The organism is Desulfosarcina sp. (assembly GCF_046496365.1).
Taxonomy (GTDB): Bacteria; Desulfobacterota; Desulfobacteria; order Desulfobacterales; family Desulfosarcinaceae; genus Desulfosarcina.
This window is the reverse complement of sequence record NZ_JAWOHB010000136.1, coordinates 48,570-65,051: the sequence shown is the minus strand read 5'-3', so window position 1 is coordinate 65,051 and position 16,482 is coordinate 48,570. Positions and strand designations below refer to the sequence as shown.

At 53.5% G+C, this 16,482-nt stretch carries 13 protein-coding genes; 9 read left to right on the top strand and 4 right to left on the bottom strand.

From position 1 onward, the window contains the following. Positions 1-64: 64 nt before the first annotated feature. The 3 genes from R6V78_RS13110 to R6V78_RS13100 form a co-directional block, all read right to left on the bottom strand. Positions 65-373, bottom strand: a complete 309-nt coding sequence (locus tag R6V78_RS13110) for an antibiotic biosynthesis monooxygenase family protein (protein WP_410289814.1) — start codon at positions 371-373, stop codon at positions 65-67. Positions 374-445: 72 nt separating this feature from the next. After that, positions 446-1,573, bottom strand: a complete 1,128-nt coding sequence (locus R6V78_RS13105; RefSeq protein ID WP_410289813.1) for a sodium ion-translocating decarboxylase subunit beta — start codon at positions 1,571-1,573, stop codon at positions 446-448. 12 nt (positions 1,574-1,585) lie between these two features. Continuing rightward, positions 1,586-1,996, bottom strand: coding sequence for an OadG family protein (locus R6V78_RS13100; protein WP_410289812.1), 411 nt, complete (start codon positions 1,994-1,996; stop codon positions 1,586-1,588). 332 nt (positions 1,997-2,328) lie between these two features. Between R6V78_RS13100 and R6V78_RS13095 the strand changes: the two genes are divergently transcribed. From R6V78_RS13095 to R6V78_RS13080, 4 genes are all read left to right on the top strand, one after another. Further along, positions 2,329-3,507, top strand: coding sequence for a BMP family ABC transporter substrate-binding protein (locus tag R6V78_RS13095; protein WP_410289811.1), 1,179 nt, complete (start codon positions 2,329-2,331; stop codon positions 3,505-3,507). Between the two features lie 75 nt (positions 3,508-3,582). Next, entirely contained in the window at positions 3,583-5,127 is a 1,545-nt protein-coding gene (locus R6V78_RS13090) for an ABC transporter ATP-binding protein (protein ID WP_410289810.1), read from the top strand. Then, on the top strand, positions 5,114-6,196 hold the full coding sequence (locus R6V78_RS13085) for an ABC transporter permease (protein ID WP_410289809.1): 1,083 nt from the start codon (positions 5,114-5,116) through the stop codon (positions 6,194-6,196). The genes R6V78_RS13090 and R6V78_RS13085 overlap by 14 nt, the downstream gene beginning before the upstream one ends. Positions 6,197-6,199: 3 nt before the next feature. Continuing rightward, positions 6,200-7,120 carry an ABC transporter permease gene (locus R6V78_RS13080; RefSeq protein WP_410289808.1) on the top strand — a complete coding sequence of 307 codons (921 nt, stop codon included), beginning with the start codon at positions 6,200-6,202 and terminating at the stop codon, positions 7,118-7,120. Positions 7,121-7,143: 23 nt separating this feature from the next. Here R6V78_RS13080 and R6V78_RS13075 read toward each other — a convergent pair whose 3' ends face one another. Then, positions 7,144-8,517, bottom strand: a complete 1,374-nt coding sequence (locus R6V78_RS13075) for a sigma-54-dependent transcriptional regulator (RefSeq protein WP_410289807.1) — start codon at positions 8,515-8,517, stop codon at positions 7,144-7,146. 401 nt (positions 8,518-8,918) lie between these two features. Here R6V78_RS13075 and R6V78_RS13070 point away from each other — a divergent pair, with 401 nt between their 5' ends. The 5 genes from R6V78_RS13070 to R6V78_RS13050 all read left to right on the top strand — a co-directional run bounded on the left by R6V78_RS13070 (position 8,919) and on the right by R6V78_RS13050 (position 16,478). Beyond that, the gene (locus R6V78_RS13070; RefSeq protein WP_410289806.1) at positions 8,919-9,785 is read left to right on the top strand and encodes a methylenetetrahydrofolate reductase; all 867 of its coding nucleotides are present in this window, start codon (positions 8,919-8,921) and stop codon (positions 9,783-9,785) included. Positions 9,786-9,842: 57 nt separating this feature from the next. Next, positions 9,843-14,312, top strand: a complete 4,470-nt coding sequence (locus R6V78_RS13065) for an FAD-dependent oxidoreductase (RefSeq protein WP_410289805.1) — start codon at positions 9,843-9,845, stop codon at positions 14,310-14,312. A 94-nt stretch (positions 14,313-14,406) separates the two neighbouring features. Further along, complete coding sequence (locus tag R6V78_RS13060; protein ID WP_410289804.1) at positions 14,407-14,820, top strand: hydrogenase iron-sulfur subunit; 414 nt, start codon at positions 14,407-14,409, stop codon at positions 14,818-14,820. 51 nt (positions 14,821-14,871) lie between these two features. Then, a complete protein-coding gene (locus R6V78_RS13055; protein WP_410289803.1) occupies positions 14,872-15,540 on the top strand; it encodes a methylenetetrahydrofolate reductase C-terminal domain-containing protein in 669 nt (222 codons plus the stop codon). Continuing rightward, the gene (locus R6V78_RS13050) at positions 15,537-16,478 is read left to right on the top strand and encodes a methylenetetrahydrofolate reductase (RefSeq protein ID WP_410289802.1); all 942 of its coding nucleotides are present in this window, start codon (positions 15,537-15,539) and stop codon (positions 16,476-16,478) included. The genes R6V78_RS13055 and R6V78_RS13050 overlap by 4 nt, the downstream gene beginning before the upstream one ends. Positions 16,479-16,482 lie beyond the last annotated feature (4 nt).

Below are 16,482 nucleotides of genomic sequence, written 5' to 3'. Positions count from 1 at the left end.
ATTTTTGAGTTTCCCCCCACCGCGGGTAATTTTTGATCCTTGATGGCGTCGGCATGCTCTGTTTCTACAAAACCTGTTGGAACGAGGTCCCCAATAAATATTCTTCGTATTGGGTCGGTCTTGTCTGGTAAATTTCAAGCATGGCCTCATAGGTTTTGCGTTCTTCGCTATCCTTCCACGCCAGCCAGTTTTCCATGCTTTGCCACGAGGCAATAACTGCCATGTTTTCGGGGAAATCTTTTTGCATGAGCGTCTCGCCAGTAATATATCCAGGCTGGTTCATGGCAATTGATCGAATTTTGTTGAGCAGGGAAAGAATCTGGGGCGTATTTTCCTTAACGAAACGTCTTTTAATTATAATTTTGGCGATCATTGCGGCCTCCGCGATTAAAGCTGTCATGGAAAGGCTGGCAGGAGTAAACCAAACGATTGAGCAATTGCGGTTTTAACCGATGTTAAAGCTCCACAGGATTCCGGCGCAGATGGCGGATCCGATAACGCCGGATGAATTGCAGGCCATGGCATGCATCAACAAGTAATTGGATGGGTCCTCTTTTTGGCCCATCAAATGAACTTCTCTGGCAGATCCGGGAACCGCCGAAACTCCAGCAGCGCCAAGCAAGGGGTTGATTTTTTCTTGGGAAACAAGATTCATCAGTTTAGCAAAGACAATACCCGAGGCGGTTGCGATGCTGAATGCGATGGCACCAAGAGCAAAGATACCGACTGATTTGGTAGTGAGAAAAACATCCGCCTGGGTGCTGGCGCCCACGGTCAATCCCAAAAAGATGGTTGCCGTATCAATGATCGCCGTCCGTGCTGTCTGCGCAAGGCGGTCGACAACTCCGCTGACCTTCATCAGGTTCCCGAAAAAGAAGGTGCCCAGCAAAGGAATGGAAGCGGGGGCTAAAAAGCAGCATAGAAACAAACCGATAACGGGGAAAATCAACAACTCTTTTCGCGAAACCGGCCGAGGGTCAGGCATATGAATCCGGCGCTCATTTTTTGAAGTCAGTAATTTCATGATCGGTGGTTGGATTATCGGTATCAACGCCATGTACGAGTAAGCGGCAATGGCGATGGGTCCAATCAAATGGGGGGCCAGTTTGGCGGTTAAAAAAATGGAGGTGGGACCATCCGCGCCGCCGATAATGGCAATCGAAGCGGCTTCCTTGGGCAGAAATCCAAGGGCCAAGGCGCTGAGCAAGGTGAAAAAAATGCCCATTTGTGCAGCCGCGCCGAGCAGCATCAATTTCGGTCGGGCCAGCAGAGAAGAAAAATCAGTCATAGCGCCAAGACCCAGAAAGATGATGGATGGGTAGACGCCGGAGGTGACCCCGAAATAAAGGTAGTGCAGAACACTGTTCGGCTCATAGATTCCGAGACCGAACCCTTTAAAAAAAGGCACATTGCCAACCAGAACGCCGAAGCCGATGGGCAGCAGCAAAAGCGGCTCGTAATGTTTGCCAATGGCCAGATAAATGAACAATAGACCAATGCCCCACATGAGAAAATGGCGATAATCGGACAGAAAGTACCCGGTGTTGGTTAGAAACTGCAGTAAAAGATCCATTGGTGGGGTCCTTTAAACAGATAGGGGTTTCCAGGAAAAGCGTTCTTCGCCCTTAGAAACCAGTATCCCCGCATCCCTGAAACGATTAAACGAAAGATGAGGGTGGGGTAAACCAACTGCCTTGGATTTGCGGTGAAGATCGGCCAGGGAAAAATCCTCGCCCAAGTCTTCGGTCAGGGCAATATAGATTCTTGATGCCGCTTGAATGTCCTGGGGAAGTTTTTCCGGAACCACCAATTTTTTAAAAGTTGGCTGCACTTCTGTGGCGGCAGGCGACGGCGCCTTCTCTTCAAAAAGACGGGTGAGGCGCGGAAGCATTGATATCAGAAACGCAAGCACCCCCAAACCGATAAGAACAATGCAGGTTCCCGCACCTGCCATGGCCCATCCATTGGCTTGCTGAATAGCCGTCAATCCGTACATGTTAACCTCCCTGATCAGGGTGGGGTCAAGCCACCCGTAAGGCGGCCGGTGTTCGCAACAGGTTGGACTTGCAGGCCAGAGAACCTGCGAGCTGATTTACGACCATACCACAAATTGAAAGTCAATATTAAACCAAAAATACGGGAAATGAAGATATTTTTAATTCACCCCGTGAAATTAAGAATTGAGGTGAGCGCAAGCCCCCTTTTTAATGGATAGAACCGAGAGGGGAAACACAAAGATTGACTTGCTGAATCGTATCATCGTAGTAAAAAGGTCTGTTGGTAGCGTCAATAACGGAGTCAATTTCCTATGAAGAAAGGAAGGGGCAAATGAGGAGCATGAAAAGATGGCAGCGGTCGTTCTTAGGGATAATCTTGGGGGGCGCACTGCTGACTGTTTTGGGAGCAGGCGTCGGCAATGCTGACGAAAAGCAGCTAAAGGCGGGCTTTGTTTACATAGGACCGGTGGGTGACTACGGCTGGTCCCATGCCCACGACGTAGGAAGAAAATATGCTGAAAAGCAACTTCCCTGGTTAAAAACCCTATATGTTGAGTCCGTCGCGGAAGCGGATTCCGCCAGAATAATCGATCGTTTTATTCAAGAAGAGAAATGCGATGTCGTCTTTACCACCAGCTTTGGTTATATGGATGAAACCATCAAAGCGGGCAAGAAATATCCCAACAAACATTTCATGCACTGCTCCGGTTTCAAGCAGACAGAAAATGTCGGGACCTATTTTGCAGACCTCTACCAGACCTACTATCTGAACGGGTTGATGGCCGGTGCGCTAACAAAAAGTAATAAAATCGGTTATGTGGCGGCCTTCCCGATCCCGGAATTGGTGCGCCACATCAACGCCTTTGCCCTTGGCATCAAGGCGGTGAAACCCACGGCTGAAGTCCATGTGCGTTGGACCTACGCCTGGTATGGACCGGATAAAGCCAGAGAGGCTGCCGAGGCGTTGATTGCCGAAGGCTGTGATGCCCTGGCATTTACTGAGGACACGCCGGCCGTCATCGAAGTAGGGCAGGAACACACGGAAAAAGGCAAGCAGATTTACACCTTCAGTCATTACAGCCCCATGCAGCCATACGGAAAAGATTCTGTGGTTTCGGGTCAGCTGGTGGACTGGGGCGTCATGTACGAAAAAATTCTTAAAGATCTTTATGAAGGCTCCTGGAAAAGCGACGATCAATGGTGGCTGGTTGCCGAAAAAGCGGCCATTCTGGGCGGGTCTTTTGAGGAACCGATCAATTCCCTTTTTGTAGATGACCTGAAGGCTGTCGACGTGGAGACCACAGACCTCGGAAAGCTTTCCGTTTATGACCTGGTATTCAAGCGCTATGAGCAGATGAAAAAAGGCACCGACGTTTTCGATCCTTACACGGGCCCCATTTCAGACAATACCGGTAAATTGCAGATCAAAGCCGGAGAGAAGGCCTCCAAGGGAGATCTGTTGAGCATCATGTACTATGTAGACAACGTCGTGGGAAGTATTCCCAAATAAGACGGTTGTTTTGCCTTGAAGGGGAGCCGGGGGTTTCGGCCCGGCTCCCCCTTTGTTTTTTGGATGACGGCAATTATGAAAAAAATTGAAACGCTCGAAATGATAAATATAACGAAGTCATTTCAGGGTGTTCGAGCAAACGACACCATCACCTTGAAGGTGTCGTCCGGAGAAATCCTGGGCCTGCTGGGGGAAAATGGGGCCGGGAAAACTACGCTGATGAACATCCTTTACGGAATTTATCAACCCGATGCCGGAGAGATCCGGGTCAACGGCCATCGGATTTCGATCGATTCTCCCAAGGCATCCATTGACCATGGTATCGGCATGGTGCACCAGCATTTCATGCTGATCCAGAACCACACGGTTATTGAAAACGTCGCCTTGGGTTATGCCCGCGCTCCCGTGTTGTTCCCGCAGAAGAAAATAAGACAAAACATTGTCTCGTTTTCTGAAAAATTTAATTTCAACATCGATCCCGACAAAAAAATATGGCAGCTGTCTGCCGGCGAGCAGCAGCGGGTGGAGATTATCAAAGCGCTCGTCAACGGTGCGGGTTTGTTGATTCTTGACGAGCCCACCTCTGTTCTCACCCCTCAGGAAACCCGGGATTTTTTCCAGGTTCTGGAAAAAATGAGAAAAGACGGACAGATGATTATCCTCATCAGCCACAAGCTGGATGAAATTAAAAAGCTTTGCGACCGGGTGACCGTGCTTCGAAAAGGTCGCGTGGTCGGACACGCGAGTACCGAAAAGATGGACAAGCGCTCCCTGGCGCGCATGATGATCGGCCGCGACGTTATTTTCTCATTTTCCAGGGAAAAGATGCCGAGAAAAGAGAGGGTTCTGGAGGTGGCGGACGTCAAGGTAGATGGCGACAAAGGTTTTCCGGTGGTGAACGGCATCTCCTTTGAGATCTACAGAAACGAAATTTTCGGTATTGCCGGAGTTGCCGGAAACGGCCAGCGCGAGTTGGTCGAAGCCATCACCGGTCTGCGGCGGGTGACCCACGGACGGATTCGGATCAACGCTATCGACATTACCAACCAGTCGCCCCGAAAAATCCACAACACCGGCGTTTCCCACGTACCGGAGGAACGAATCCGGTTTGGCATCGTACCCAACCTCTTCCTTTACGAAAACGCGATCCTAAAGCAGCACCACCAGAAAAAGTTTTCCCGGCGGGCCTTTCTCGCCTATGGCCGCATCAAGGCGCATACCCGGCAGCTGATTAAAGATTTTCAGGTAGCTACACCGTCGATTCATGTGCAGACGAAAAATCTGTCCGGCGGCAATATTCAAAAATTGATTCTCGGTCGTGAGATTGCTGACAATCCGGATCTGTTGGTAGCATCCCACCCCACCTACGGCTTGGATGTGGGTGCCACTGAATATCTGCGCAACCAACTGCTCAAGCGGCGTGCAGAAGGCGGTGCCGTCCTTCTGGTGTCCGAAGACCTGGATGAGATCTTCGCGCTGTGCGACCGGGTTGCCGTCATTTTTCAAGGAAAATTTATGGGGATTCTGGAATCCGATGATTCCCGGATCGCGGATATCGGATTGATGATGGCCGGCACGAAAGATTTAAGGGCGGGAGAGGGGGCGGATGCTTCACTTTAAAATTTCGGATCGAGAGCAAATATCCGCCATCGGCACCATTTTGACCCTGGTTCTGGCGCTGGCTGCCGGCATGGCAGCGATCGGGTTAATCTTTGTTTCATGCAGCGTGAACCCGATTTTTGCGTTCAGAAAAATCTTCATCGGCTCCTTCGGCAGTTTTTACGGCTTAAAAGAGACCATCACCAAAGCCATCCCGCTTATTCTTATCGGCGGCGGCCTATCCTTGGCGTTCAAAGCAAAATTCTGGAACATCGGGGCCGAGAGCCAGCTTCTCATGGGAGCCATTTTGGGCACATGGGTGGGTTTGCGCTGGGGGCCGGCGCTTACCTCTCCTGTGATCGTTCCGTTGATGTTTTTTGCCGGGTTTATCGGCGGAGCGATTTGGGGATTGATTCCGGCCATTCTCAAGCTACGGTTTTCAATCAACGAGGTGATCTCCACCCTGATGCTCAACTACATCTGTGCTGAATTTCTCACATTGCTGATCGTCGGACCCTGGAAGAGCGAAAAGAAATTCGGTTTTCCATATACCGACGATCTTCCGGATTCGGCCATTTTGTCCCTGTTGCCCGGATCAAGAATTCATACCGCCACTTTGATTCTTGCGGTGATTGCCGTTGTCGTGTTGACGATTGTCATCTACAAGACCCGTTTCGGGTATGAGGTGCGGGTGATCGGCGAAAACCCTGATGCGGCAAAATATGCGGGCATCGATTTTTCCCGTACGACGATGCTGATCATGGCCATCAGCGGCGGCATGGCCGGCCTGGCCGGGGTGGGGGAGGTTGCCGGTATCCATCATTATTTGAGCTATCCGGATGCCATCTCCTCCGGTTATGGTTTTACGGCGATCATTGTGGCCTGGTTGGCCAAACTCAATCCCATATACGTCATCTTCTCGGGTATCTTTTTTGCCGGGATCCTTGTTGGTGGAGACGCCATTCAGATATCTCTCGGACTGCCGGCGGCAACGGTGGATGTTTTTAATGGAACCCTGCTGGTTTTTCTGATTATGGGTGATTTCTTTACGAAGAACAAGGTGCGCTTACTGTTGGGAGCGAGGGCCTAACCCATGGAGGAGATCATCATTTCTGTGGTTCAGCGTACGCTGGTTGCCGGAACCCCCCTGCTGCTCGGGACCGTCGGCGAGATCCTTTCCGAGCGCTCCGGCATCCTTAATCTTGGCGTGGAAGGCGTAATGGCGGTTGGCGCGGTAACCGCATTTATCGTCACCCACCATACGGGCAATCCCTGGCTCGGGCTCTGCGCGGCCATCATTGCGGGGATGCTGATTTCCATTGTTCATGCGTTTGCATCGGTGAGTCTTCAATCCAATCAGGTGGTCTCCGGCCTGGCGCTGACCATGCTGGGATTGGGGATGGCGGGATTATTGGGAAAGCCTTACGTGGGAAAGCCCCTGGCCATCAAAATAAACGCCATGCCGATACCCTTCCTTGCTGACATACCGGTGGTAGGCCCGGTACTCTTCAATCAGAGCCCCTTTTTTTACCTGGCGGTGATTCTGGCAGTCTGTGCGTGGTTTGTCCTTGAGCACACGCTCTTGGGTATTCGCATCCGTTCGTGCGGCGAGAACCCCAAGGCAACCGAAACGCAGGGTGTAAATGTTGCCCTGATTCGTTATCTGTCTGTACTTGCTGGGGGCGGTTTTTCGGCCATGGCCGGCGCGCATCTGTCCATTTCCTACAGCAAATCATGGATTGAAGGCATGACCGCCGGCCGCGGTTGGATCGTTATCGCCCTGACCATTTTTGCCTTGTGGAACCCCTTGAGGGCCATGCTGGGAGCGTTTCTTTTCGGTGGGATCTTTGTCCTTCAGTACATGCTCCAGCCCCTGGGGATTTCTCCCAATTTTTTGGCCATGCTGCCTTATCTGGCCACCCTGCTGGTGCTGCTGGTGGGGGGGCTTCGGGACAGCCGCCGCCTGAACGCCCCGGCCATGCTGGGGGAACCTTACCGCCGGGGGGATCGCTAATCCACAAATCACGGCCCTGGTCACTACTGGATGCCATAGCCGGCCAGCTTGCGCCGCAGAGTATTGAGGCCGATGCCCAGCAGCCGGGCGGTTTTGGATTTGTTTCCCCCGGTTTGTTCATAGGCGGCCAGGATGTGCGCTTTTTCCACCTCAACCAGCGGTTTGATCGACGCGTTGCCTGATGCCTTCTCCTCATCTGCGTACGCTTTACGGGACGCACTGATATGCGCCGGAAGGTGGGTTTCCCGAATCGGTTCTCCGCGAGCCAGATTGACCGCCGACTGGAGAATGGACTTTAACTCCCGAATGTTGCCGGGATAGTGATAGTGCATCAATAGGTCCAGCGCATCCTTTTCGATAAAGCCCTGTTTGTTAACGTCGTAATACTTCTCCAGAAATTTCCGACTCAACAGAAAAATGTCCTCCGGACGTTCGCGAAGGGGCGGGAGGTGGAGCCAGCCGCCTCGGATGCGGTAATAAAGGTCTTTGCGAAAACGCTTTTGGGACATCATCTGTTCCAGGTTTTCATTGGTGGCGGCGATAAATCGCAGATCAACCTTCTGGCGCTCACTCGACCCGAGTTTGGAAAATTCTCCATCCTGTAAAACCCGCAGCAGTTTGCCCTGCAGGGTTAGCGGCAGGTCGCCGATTTCGTCCAGGAAAAGGGTTCCTTTATTCGTGTATTCCAGATAACCGACGCGCCCTGCCTCGGCACCGGTGAAGGCGCCCTTCGTGTGGCCGAAAAATTCAGCTTCGAATAAAGGACCGCTCAGGGAGGACATGTTGATAGGCGTAAAAGGCTGGGCGGCTCGTGGACTAGCGCCGTGGATGGCACGGGCCAACAATTCTTTGCCGGTGCCGCTCTCTCCGGTTATCAGCACGGGTACCAGGCTGGAGGCATGAAGCTCCGCCTCTTTAAGGATGCGCAGAACTTTTTTAGACTGGGTGATGATCGGCCTGAAAGGGGCTTCATTTTCAAGGGCAGGCAAATCATCGCGCTTGTCAAGGTCCAACAGGTCCAACAGACGCTTTCTTTCCAGGGTGCGTTTGATCGACAGGGAAAGGTCTTCGGTGGATACGGGTTTGACCAGGTAATCATAGGCGCCCTTATTCAGGCATTCCACGGCGATTCGCGCCTCGTTGATGGCCGTTACCATGATGCACTCGGTGGAAGGCGAATTGGCTTTGATCTTTTCCAGCAAGGCCATGCCGTCCATTTCCGGCATGGTCATGTCGATGAGGGCCAGGTCGAAAGCGAGGCCTTTTTCTAACTCTTCCGCCAGCTTGACCGAACTTTCTTCCAATCGGACCCGCTGAAAGCCGATTTGGGCCAGCTTTCTTCCCAGAACCTCCAGGTAGTCACGGTCATCATCCACCACAACGACATTGCTGTTCATCGCCTTCACCCCCCCCTCGGATTATGCCATTTTGGACCGGTCCAGGTTGGCACAATTAATATAAGGGTTTCTTTTTGTAAGGTTATTTCAAACATATACTCCATTTTGGCACGGTTGTCTAATGCCTTTTAAAATTTTTTGCGAAGGCTGACGGCCCCGGTAAAAACGCATAAAATATTGTTTTTATTATTATAAAAGTACTTTAAGGCTAAAGTTTAATATTGTGGCATAAGGCTTGCTGTTCCAAAATGGAAGAAAATTGCAGCAAAATGGCTAACAGTCCTTGAAATTTTGGTTTATGGAGGGCAGCCGGGCCTTCCGGAGACAAATACAGGTTTGACCCGCACGATTTATTAACTGTCACCGCTTGTTTTTTGCAGCAACCATAAGGGGATTGGCTTATGCATTTAAAAAACAAATTCGATGTTGGCAAATTTACCATTCTTGCGGAGATGCAGCCGCCCAAGGGGGTCAATGTTTCAGCCATGGTCAGCAACGCGATGCGTGTGAGCAAATTAGTGGATGCGATCCTGGTGCCGGAGATGGGCAACGCGGTCATGCGTATGAGTTCGTTGGGCGGGGCCATGATTCTTCAGAGCAAAGGAATGGAAACCATCATGCAGCTGAACTGCCGGGACCGCAACCGGCTTGCCCTTCAGGCGGACCTGCTGGCCGCATACGGATGCGGCATTATTAATGTTATGGGTGTTGCCGGAGAAGACCCTGGCCTGGGCGACCACCACCAGACCAAAGCAGTCAACGATATTGATCTGATGACGCTCTTCAAGGCCGTTCGAACCCTTCAGGGCGGCAAGGATCTGGCCGGCAACGAGTTGTTTGGCGCACCCAGCTTCCTGGTGGGCGCCACGGTCAACGCCCGGGCCACTGATGATGAACTCTCCAGCGCCTTGTCCAGGATGGTCGAAAAGACGCAGGAGGGGGTTGATTTTTTCATTACCCCGCCGGTTTTCGATATTGGTGTCCTGGCACCGTTTATGGAAAAGGTCGATCTGAAAAAGCATCGGATTATTCCCACGGTGATGCTGTTGAAATCCGTGGGCATGGCCCGCTACCTGGACCGGCATCTCAACCTGACCATTTCCGCCGATCTGATCAAACGAATGATGCGGGCTCCGGATAAAGTCACTGAAAGCCTCGCCATCGCCTCCGAAATGATTGCGGCCATCAAGGAGGCCGGATTTGCCGGCGTGTTGATTTCGGCCATGGGATGGGAAGACCAGCTGCAAAGACTGCTGGATCTGGGCTGATGACAGGCCGGTACAACGATAACCCCACTCTTCCAATTATTTTGCGAGGAATGCGTAATGGCAGAAAAAGATAAAAACCAAGGCAAGGATGTCGTCGGTTCCGTGTTGGTGGTTGGCGGCGGCATTGCAGGCATTCAGGCGTCGCTGGATCTGGCCGATTCAGGTTATTTCGTTCACATGACCGAGACCAAGTCGGCCATCGGCGGCGTCATGGCCCAGCTGGACAAAACCTTTCCCACCAACGACTGTTCCATGTGTGTCATCTCCCCTAAGCTGGTGGAGTGCGGCCGGCATCTGAACATCGATCTGATGACCTTGACGGAGATCGAATCGGTCACCGGTGAAGTGGGCAACTTCACAGTCAAACTGCGTCAGAATGCCCGCTACATTGAAATGGACAAATGCACGGCCTGCGGTGAATGTGCCAAGGCTTGTCCCATCGAGACACCCAACCTGTTTGACGAAGGTCTTCGGGAACGCAAAGCGGCCTTTAAATTATATCCTCAGGGTATGCCCAGTGCATATGCCATCGATAAGCGGGGCACCGCCCCTTGTAAGGCCACCTGCCCGGCACACGTGAGTATTCAAGGGTACATCGCCCTGATCAATGACGGCCGTTACAAAGAAGCCCTGAAACTCTTCAAAAAGGACCACCCCTTTCCGGGTGTCTGTGGCCGGGTCTGTCATCACCCCTGTGAAAGCCAGTGTACGCGCAACGACGTGGACCAACCCTTGGCCATCCGAGAGCTGCATCGATTTCTGGCCGACTATGAAAAACAGAGCGGCGAGACATACGTCCCGGAAATTACGGTGGAGAAGCGAAAGGAAAAAGTTGCGGTCATCGGCTCCGGTCCTGCCGGTGTGACAGCGGCCTACTACCTGCTTTTGCAGGGGTATCAGGTGACCATTTATGAAAAGCAGCCCGAACCGGGTGGCATGATGCGCTACGGCATTCCCGAATACCGGCTGCCCCGGGATATTCTGGCCGGTGAAATCGACGTGGTCAGAAGAATGGGTGCCGCTATCAAATGCGGCGTGACATTCGGTGCGGACATCACCCTGGAAAGCCTCAAGGCCGATGGGTACAGCGCCTGCTTCATGGCCATTGGATTGCATGGCGGTCGCCGCCTGGGCGTGGAAAATGAAGACGCCCAAGGCGTTCTCCAGGGCGTTGATTTCCTGCGGGATGCCTCCATGGGCAAAGACCTGCAGATCGGTGAGGATGTCATTGTTGTGGGTGGCGGCAACGTGGCCATCGACGTGGCCCTCACCGCCAAGCGCAAAGGCGCCAAGAACGTCACCCTGATCTGCCTGGAAAAGCGCGAAGAGATGCCTGCCTGGCAACACGAGATCGAAGAGGCCCTGGAAGGGGATATCAATATCGTCAACAGCTTTGGCCCCAAGTCTTTTTATATCGACAAAAACAAGCGCGTTTCGGGCATCGAATTCAGAACCTGTACGGCGGTATTCGATGAAAATGGCCGCTTCAACCCGGCTTACGATGAAAGTGCGTGCCAGCCATTTTTTGGTGACACCATCATTATCGCCATCGGCCAGAGCACCAACCTGGAGGGCATCAAGGAACAAGGTGTCGCCATTTCGCGCCCCGGTGGTCTGGAAGCCGACCCGGTTACGCTGCAGACACCCATCGACTGGGTGTTTGCCGGTGGCGACGCCTTTTACGGCCCCAAATCGGTGGTGGACGCGGTCGCTTGCGGCAAGGAGGCCGCCGAGAGCATTCACCGGTTTATTAACGGCCTGGACCTTGCCGAGGGTCGGAAGAAGGAGTGGGACTTTGTCAAACCGGATGTGAGCGGAGAGCCCAATAAATGGCGAACCACTGTCCGCTGCCTGGATCCCGAAGCCAGGGAGTGCAATTTTATGGAAGTCTCCTTCGGATATGATGAAAACGAAGCCAAGACGGAAGCCGATCGCTGTCTCAAGTGCGGCCTCTGCTCCGAATGCTATCAGTGTGTGGACGCCTGCTTGGCCAAGGCGGTCAACCACGACATGGTGGCCGAGTACAAGACCATCAACGTGGGCGCGATTATCCTGGCTCCCGGGTTCACCCCCTTCGATCCTTCCCAACACAAGTCCTACCCATACGCCAGCCATCCGAACGTGGTGACCAGCCTGGAGTTTGAACGCATCCTTTCTGCCTCTGGCCCATACGCCGGCCACCTGATGCGACCCTCGGACCACAAGGAGCCTGAAAAAATTGCCTGGTTTCAGTGTGTAGGCTCCCGGGACATCAACTGCAGCGACCACAGCTACTGCTCATCGGTGTGTTGCATGTACACCAACAAGCAGACGATCATCGCCAAGGAACACAGTGAGAAACCGCTGGACACGGCTGTCTTCTTTATGGACATGCGTACTCACGGCAAGGAGTTTGAGAAATACTACATGCGTGCCCGTGATGAAAAAGGGGTGCGATTCATCCGTTCCAAGGTGCACACCATTGATCCGGTGGAGGGCGGCGACCTGCGCTTGCGATATATAACCGAAGAAGGCGAGCTGATTGAAGAAACCTTCGATATGGTGGTTTTGGCGGTTGGCCTGGCCCCCAACAAGGAATCGGTGGATCTGGCCAAAAAGGTGGGCATCGATCTCAACGAACACCTGCATGCCGCCACTAGGACCCTTGAACCGGTCAGCTCCAGCCGACCGGGTGTATTCGTCTGCGGCGCATTTCAGGAGCCCAAGGATATCCCCCAGTCGGTCATGGAGGCATCCGCTGCGGCCGCAACTGCCACTCGGCCCTTGGCCAAGGCGAGAGGTACACTGATCAAAACCAGAGAACTGCCGCCGGAGATCGATGTGTCCGGGCTGGAACCCCGGGTGGGCGTATTTGTGTGCAATTGTGGAATCAACATCGGCGGTGTGGCCGATGTACCCGCGGTGCGGGAGTATGCCGCAACGCTGCCCCATGTGGTGCATGTGGAGGACAACCTGTTCACCTGCAGTCAGGACACCCAGGACAAGATGAAGGAGGTGATCAAGGAACATGCCATCAACCGCGTAGTGGTGGCCTCGTGTTCCCCGCGCACCCACGAACCGCTGTTCCAGGAGACCATCAGGGACGCAGGCCTGAACAAGTATCTGTTTGAGATGGCCAACATTCGGGACCAGAATACCTGGGTGCACATGAATAACCCGGAGCGGGCCACGGCCAAGGCCAAAGATCTGGTCCGCATGGCGGTAGCCAAGGCCGCCTATATTGAACCCCTGCACCAGGTCCGGCTGGAGGTAACCCAGAAGGTAGTGGTGGTCGGTGGTGGTGTGGCCGGTATGGAGGCGGCGCTGGGCGTTGCCGACCAGGGGCTCCCTGTCTACCTGGTGGAGCGGGGCAATCAACTGGGCGGTGTGGCTCATAAGCTGCGATCCACATGGCAGGGAGAATCCGTGAAGCCCTACCTGGAAGATCTGATCAATCGGGTGCGCAGCCATGAGCATATCCGGGTTTTCATGAAGACAGAACCTGTGGAAACGACCGGCATCATGGGCAACTTCACCACCACCCTCATGACTTCGGGTGAATCCCTGACAGAAACCGTGGTGGAGCACGGCGCCACCATCATCGCCACCGGCGGCAAGGAATATACGCCTACCGAGTATCTGTACGGCCAGCATCCCAATGTGCTTACCCATTTCGACCTGGATGCGGCCATGGATGCAGATGATCCCCGGCTGTCCGCTGCCCGCAGCGTAGCCTTTATCCAGTGTGTGGGGTCGCGTACAAAGGAAAGGCCATACTGCAGCCGCCTGTGCTGCACCCACACCGTCAAGAGCGCCCTGAGTCTCAAGGAGCGCAACCCGGAGATGGACATCTATGTGCTTTACCGGGATGTCCGAACGTACGGATTCCGCGAAGAGTTGTATAAAAAGGCCAGGGAAAAGGGCGTGATCTTCATGCGCTACAACCTGGAAAACAACCTGCCTGATGTAAAGGCAGCCGACGGTCAATTGCGGGTAACGGTTCGGGATCATGTGCTTCAGCTGCCGATGGAATTGAATCCGGACCTGCTGGTGCTGGCTACGGCCGTGCTGCCCAATGAGAACAAAGACCTGTTTGAGCTTTTCAAGGTGCCGATCAACGCTGACGGCTTCCTGGTGGAGGCCCATGCCAAGCTGCGTCCTGTGGATTTCAGCTCCGAAGGAATTTTCATGGCCGGATTGGCCCACTACCCCAAGCCACTGGACGAAAGCATTGCCCAGGCGCGGGCATCGGTCTCACGGGTCATGACCATCCTTTCCCGGGATTCGATCATGGTCGGTGGTGTGGTGGCTGAAGTGGATCCGGACAAGTGCGCCGTCTGTGTAACCTGCGTGCGGACCTGCCCCTACAAAATCCCCTATATCGGGGAGGAAGGTCATGCCGTAATCGAGCCGGCCGAGTGCCATGGCTGCGGTTGTTGCGTGGCTGAATGTCCGGGAAAGGCCATTCAGCTCAAACATTTTACCGATGAACAAATCGTTGCCAAGACGGCCGCTCTTTTTGAAAAGAAAAAAGGGGCGGCGGCTTGATCAATTGAGGAATCCGGGCGCCAGAACAACCGGCAGCCTGAGAACTCCGGGCGCCCGACCCAATTTAATACCTTAACATCATCGGAGAAAGACCATGAATGAAACCTTTGAACCCCAGATCCTGGCTTACTGCTGCAAGTATTGTGCATATGCAGCCGCCGACCTAGCTGGATCCATGCGCTTGAATTATCCAAGTAATGTGAAGGTGATTCAGGTGCCGTGCAGCGGCAGGGTGGATATTCTTCACCTGTTGACGGCCTTCGAAAACGGTGCTGACGGCGTCTATGTGGCCGGCTGACTGGAAGGTGAATGTCATTTCCTGGAAGGAAATCTCAAAACCAGACGGAAGGTCGAATACGTCCAGCGAACCCTTAAAGAGTTGGGCATGGAGCCGGAACGGGTGCAAATGTTCAATCTTTCTTCGGCTCAGGGCCCCCGGTTTGCCGAAATCGCCACCGAGATGACGGAAAAAATCAAGGCGTTGGGACCCAGCCCGGTGAATTCTTAACTACGGTCAGGCGTCGGAGTTTTCCGCCCCTGGACCCCGAGAGGTAAACCCATGATAATTGCAGATCGAAAATCTCTGGAAGAGATATTGGACATGATCAAGGCGTACAAGAAGATTCTTCTTGTGGGGTGTAAAGGGTGCGTTACCGTCTGCAATGTGGGCGGTGCCAAGGAGGTCGGCGTGCTGGCAGCCACCTTGAAGATCGCCAGGAAAAAAGACGGCAACCCCATTGCAATCGACGAAAAGACGCTGGAGCGGCAGTGCGATCCTGAATATGTGGAACAGATCCGTGATGTTTTCGACAAATACGATGCCGTTGTTTCCATGGCCTGCGGTGTTGGCCCCCAGTTCCTTTCCGAGGCCTATCCGAGCCAGAAGTTTTTTCCTGCAGTGAACACCAAATTTTTCGGCGGTGCGGTGCAGCACGGCATCTGGGAGGAGCGCTGCGCCGGGTGCGGCACATGCGTGATTCACTATTACGACGGCCTGTGTCCCATTGCACGTTGCTCTAAAAGTATACAACACGGGCCCTGTGGTGGCAGCGCCGACGGAAAATGCGAAATCTCCAAAGATGTGGAATGTATCTGGGACACCATCGTCAAGAAGAAAATGGAGCAGGGGCGGCTCGCGGATCTGCGAACCATTCGTGCCCCTAAAGACTGGCAGTCGGCAAGGGATGGCGGCCCCCGTAAAAGCATAAGGGAGGAGTTGGTGCAATGAGCAATAACGGTCTGAAATCAGGAAGCAACCTGGAAAAGGTGCTCAAGGCTGGCCATTTCGCGTTTACCGGTGAATGCGGACCGCCCAAGGGTGCCAATGTTGAACACCTGAAAGAAAAGTTCGAACATCTGCGGGGCAAGGTGGATGCGGTGAATGTCACTGACAACCAGACGGCAGTGGTGCGCATGTCCAGTGCAGCGGCGTCGGCAATCATGGTAGCCAACGGCATCGAACCCAATTTTCAGATGGTCTGCCGGGACCGCAACCGCCTGGCCATGATGGCCGATGTCCTGGGGGTATATTCCTTGGGGGTCAGAAACATGCTCTGCCTTTCCGGGGACCACCAGAAGTTCGGCAACCACCCCCAGTCAAAGAACGTCTACGATCTCGACTCCATGCAGCTCATTGCCATGGTGAAGAAGATGAGAGATGAAGGCAAATTCATCAATGACGAGGATATCGACGTACCGCCGAAAATGTTCATCGGTGCTGCTGCCAACCCGTTTGCCGATCCTTACGAATTCCGAATTTACCGGCTGGCCAACAAAATTGACGCCGGCGCGGACTTCATCCAGACCCAGTGCATCTACAACATGCCCCGTTTTCGGGATTTCATGAAGCAGGCGGTGGATATGGGTTTGACTGAAAAGGCCTACATCCTCGCCGGGGTCACGCCCATGAAAAGCGCCCGCATGGCCCAATATATGGCAAAAATGGTGCCCGGGATGGATGTTCCGGAAGAGTTGATTGAACGGTTGAAGGGTGCCGGTAAAGGCAATCAAGCCGAAGAGGGCATCAAATTTGCCATCGAACAGATCGAAGAATTCAAGGAGATGGCGGGTGTGTCGGGCGTCCACCTCATGGCCATCGAATGGGAACACAAGGTGCCGGAAATTGCAGAACGGGCCAAGGTGCTGCCCAGGCCCCAGATCGACTGATCCG

Excerpts from the sequence above, each read along its gene's own strand:
- R6V78_RS13100 (WP_410289812.1), bottom strand. The coding sequence starts at position 1,996 with ATGTACGGATTGACGGCTATTCAGCAAGCCAATGGATGGGCCATGGCA.
- R6V78_RS13055 (WP_410289803.1), top strand. The coding sequence starts at position 14,872 with ATGATAATTGCAGATCGAAAATCTCTGGAAGAGATATTGGACATGATC.
- R6V78_RS13110 (WP_410289814.1), bottom strand. The coding sequence starts at position 373 with ATGATCGCCAAAATTATAATTAAAAGACGTTTCGTTAAGGAAAATACG.
- R6V78_RS13050 (WP_410289802.1), top strand. The coding sequence starts at position 15,537 with ATGAGCAATAACGGTCTGAAATCAGGAAGCAACCTGGAAAAGGTGCTC.
- R6V78_RS13085 (WP_410289809.1), top strand. The coding sequence starts at position 5,114 with ATGCTTCACTTTAAAATTTCGGATCGAGAGCAAATATCCGCCATCGGC.
- R6V78_RS13090 (WP_410289810.1), top strand. The coding sequence starts at position 3,583 with ATGAAAAAAATTGAAACGCTCGAAATGATAAATATAACGAAGTCATTT.
- R6V78_RS13095 (WP_410289811.1), top strand. The coding sequence starts at position 2,329 with ATGAGGAGCATGAAAAGATGGCAGCGGTCGTTCTTAGGGATAATCTTG.
- R6V78_RS13080 (WP_410289808.1), top strand. The coding sequence starts at position 6,200 with ATGGAGGAGATCATCATTTCTGTGGTTCAGCGTACGCTGGTTGCCGGA.
- R6V78_RS13070 (WP_410289806.1), top strand. The coding sequence starts at position 8,919 with ATGCATTTAAAAAACAAATTCGATGTTGGCAAATTTACCATTCTTGCG.
- R6V78_RS13075 (WP_410289807.1), bottom strand. The coding sequence starts at position 8,517 with ATGAACAGCAATGTCGTTGTGGTGGATGATGACCGTGACTACCTGGAG.
- R6V78_RS13065 (WP_410289805.1), top strand. The coding sequence starts at position 9,843 with ATGGCAGAAAAAGATAAAAACCAAGGCAAGGATGTCGTCGGTTCCGTG.
- R6V78_RS13105 (WP_410289813.1), bottom strand. The coding sequence starts at position 1,573 with ATGGATCTTTTACTGCAGTTTCTAACCAACACCGGGTACTTTCTGTCC.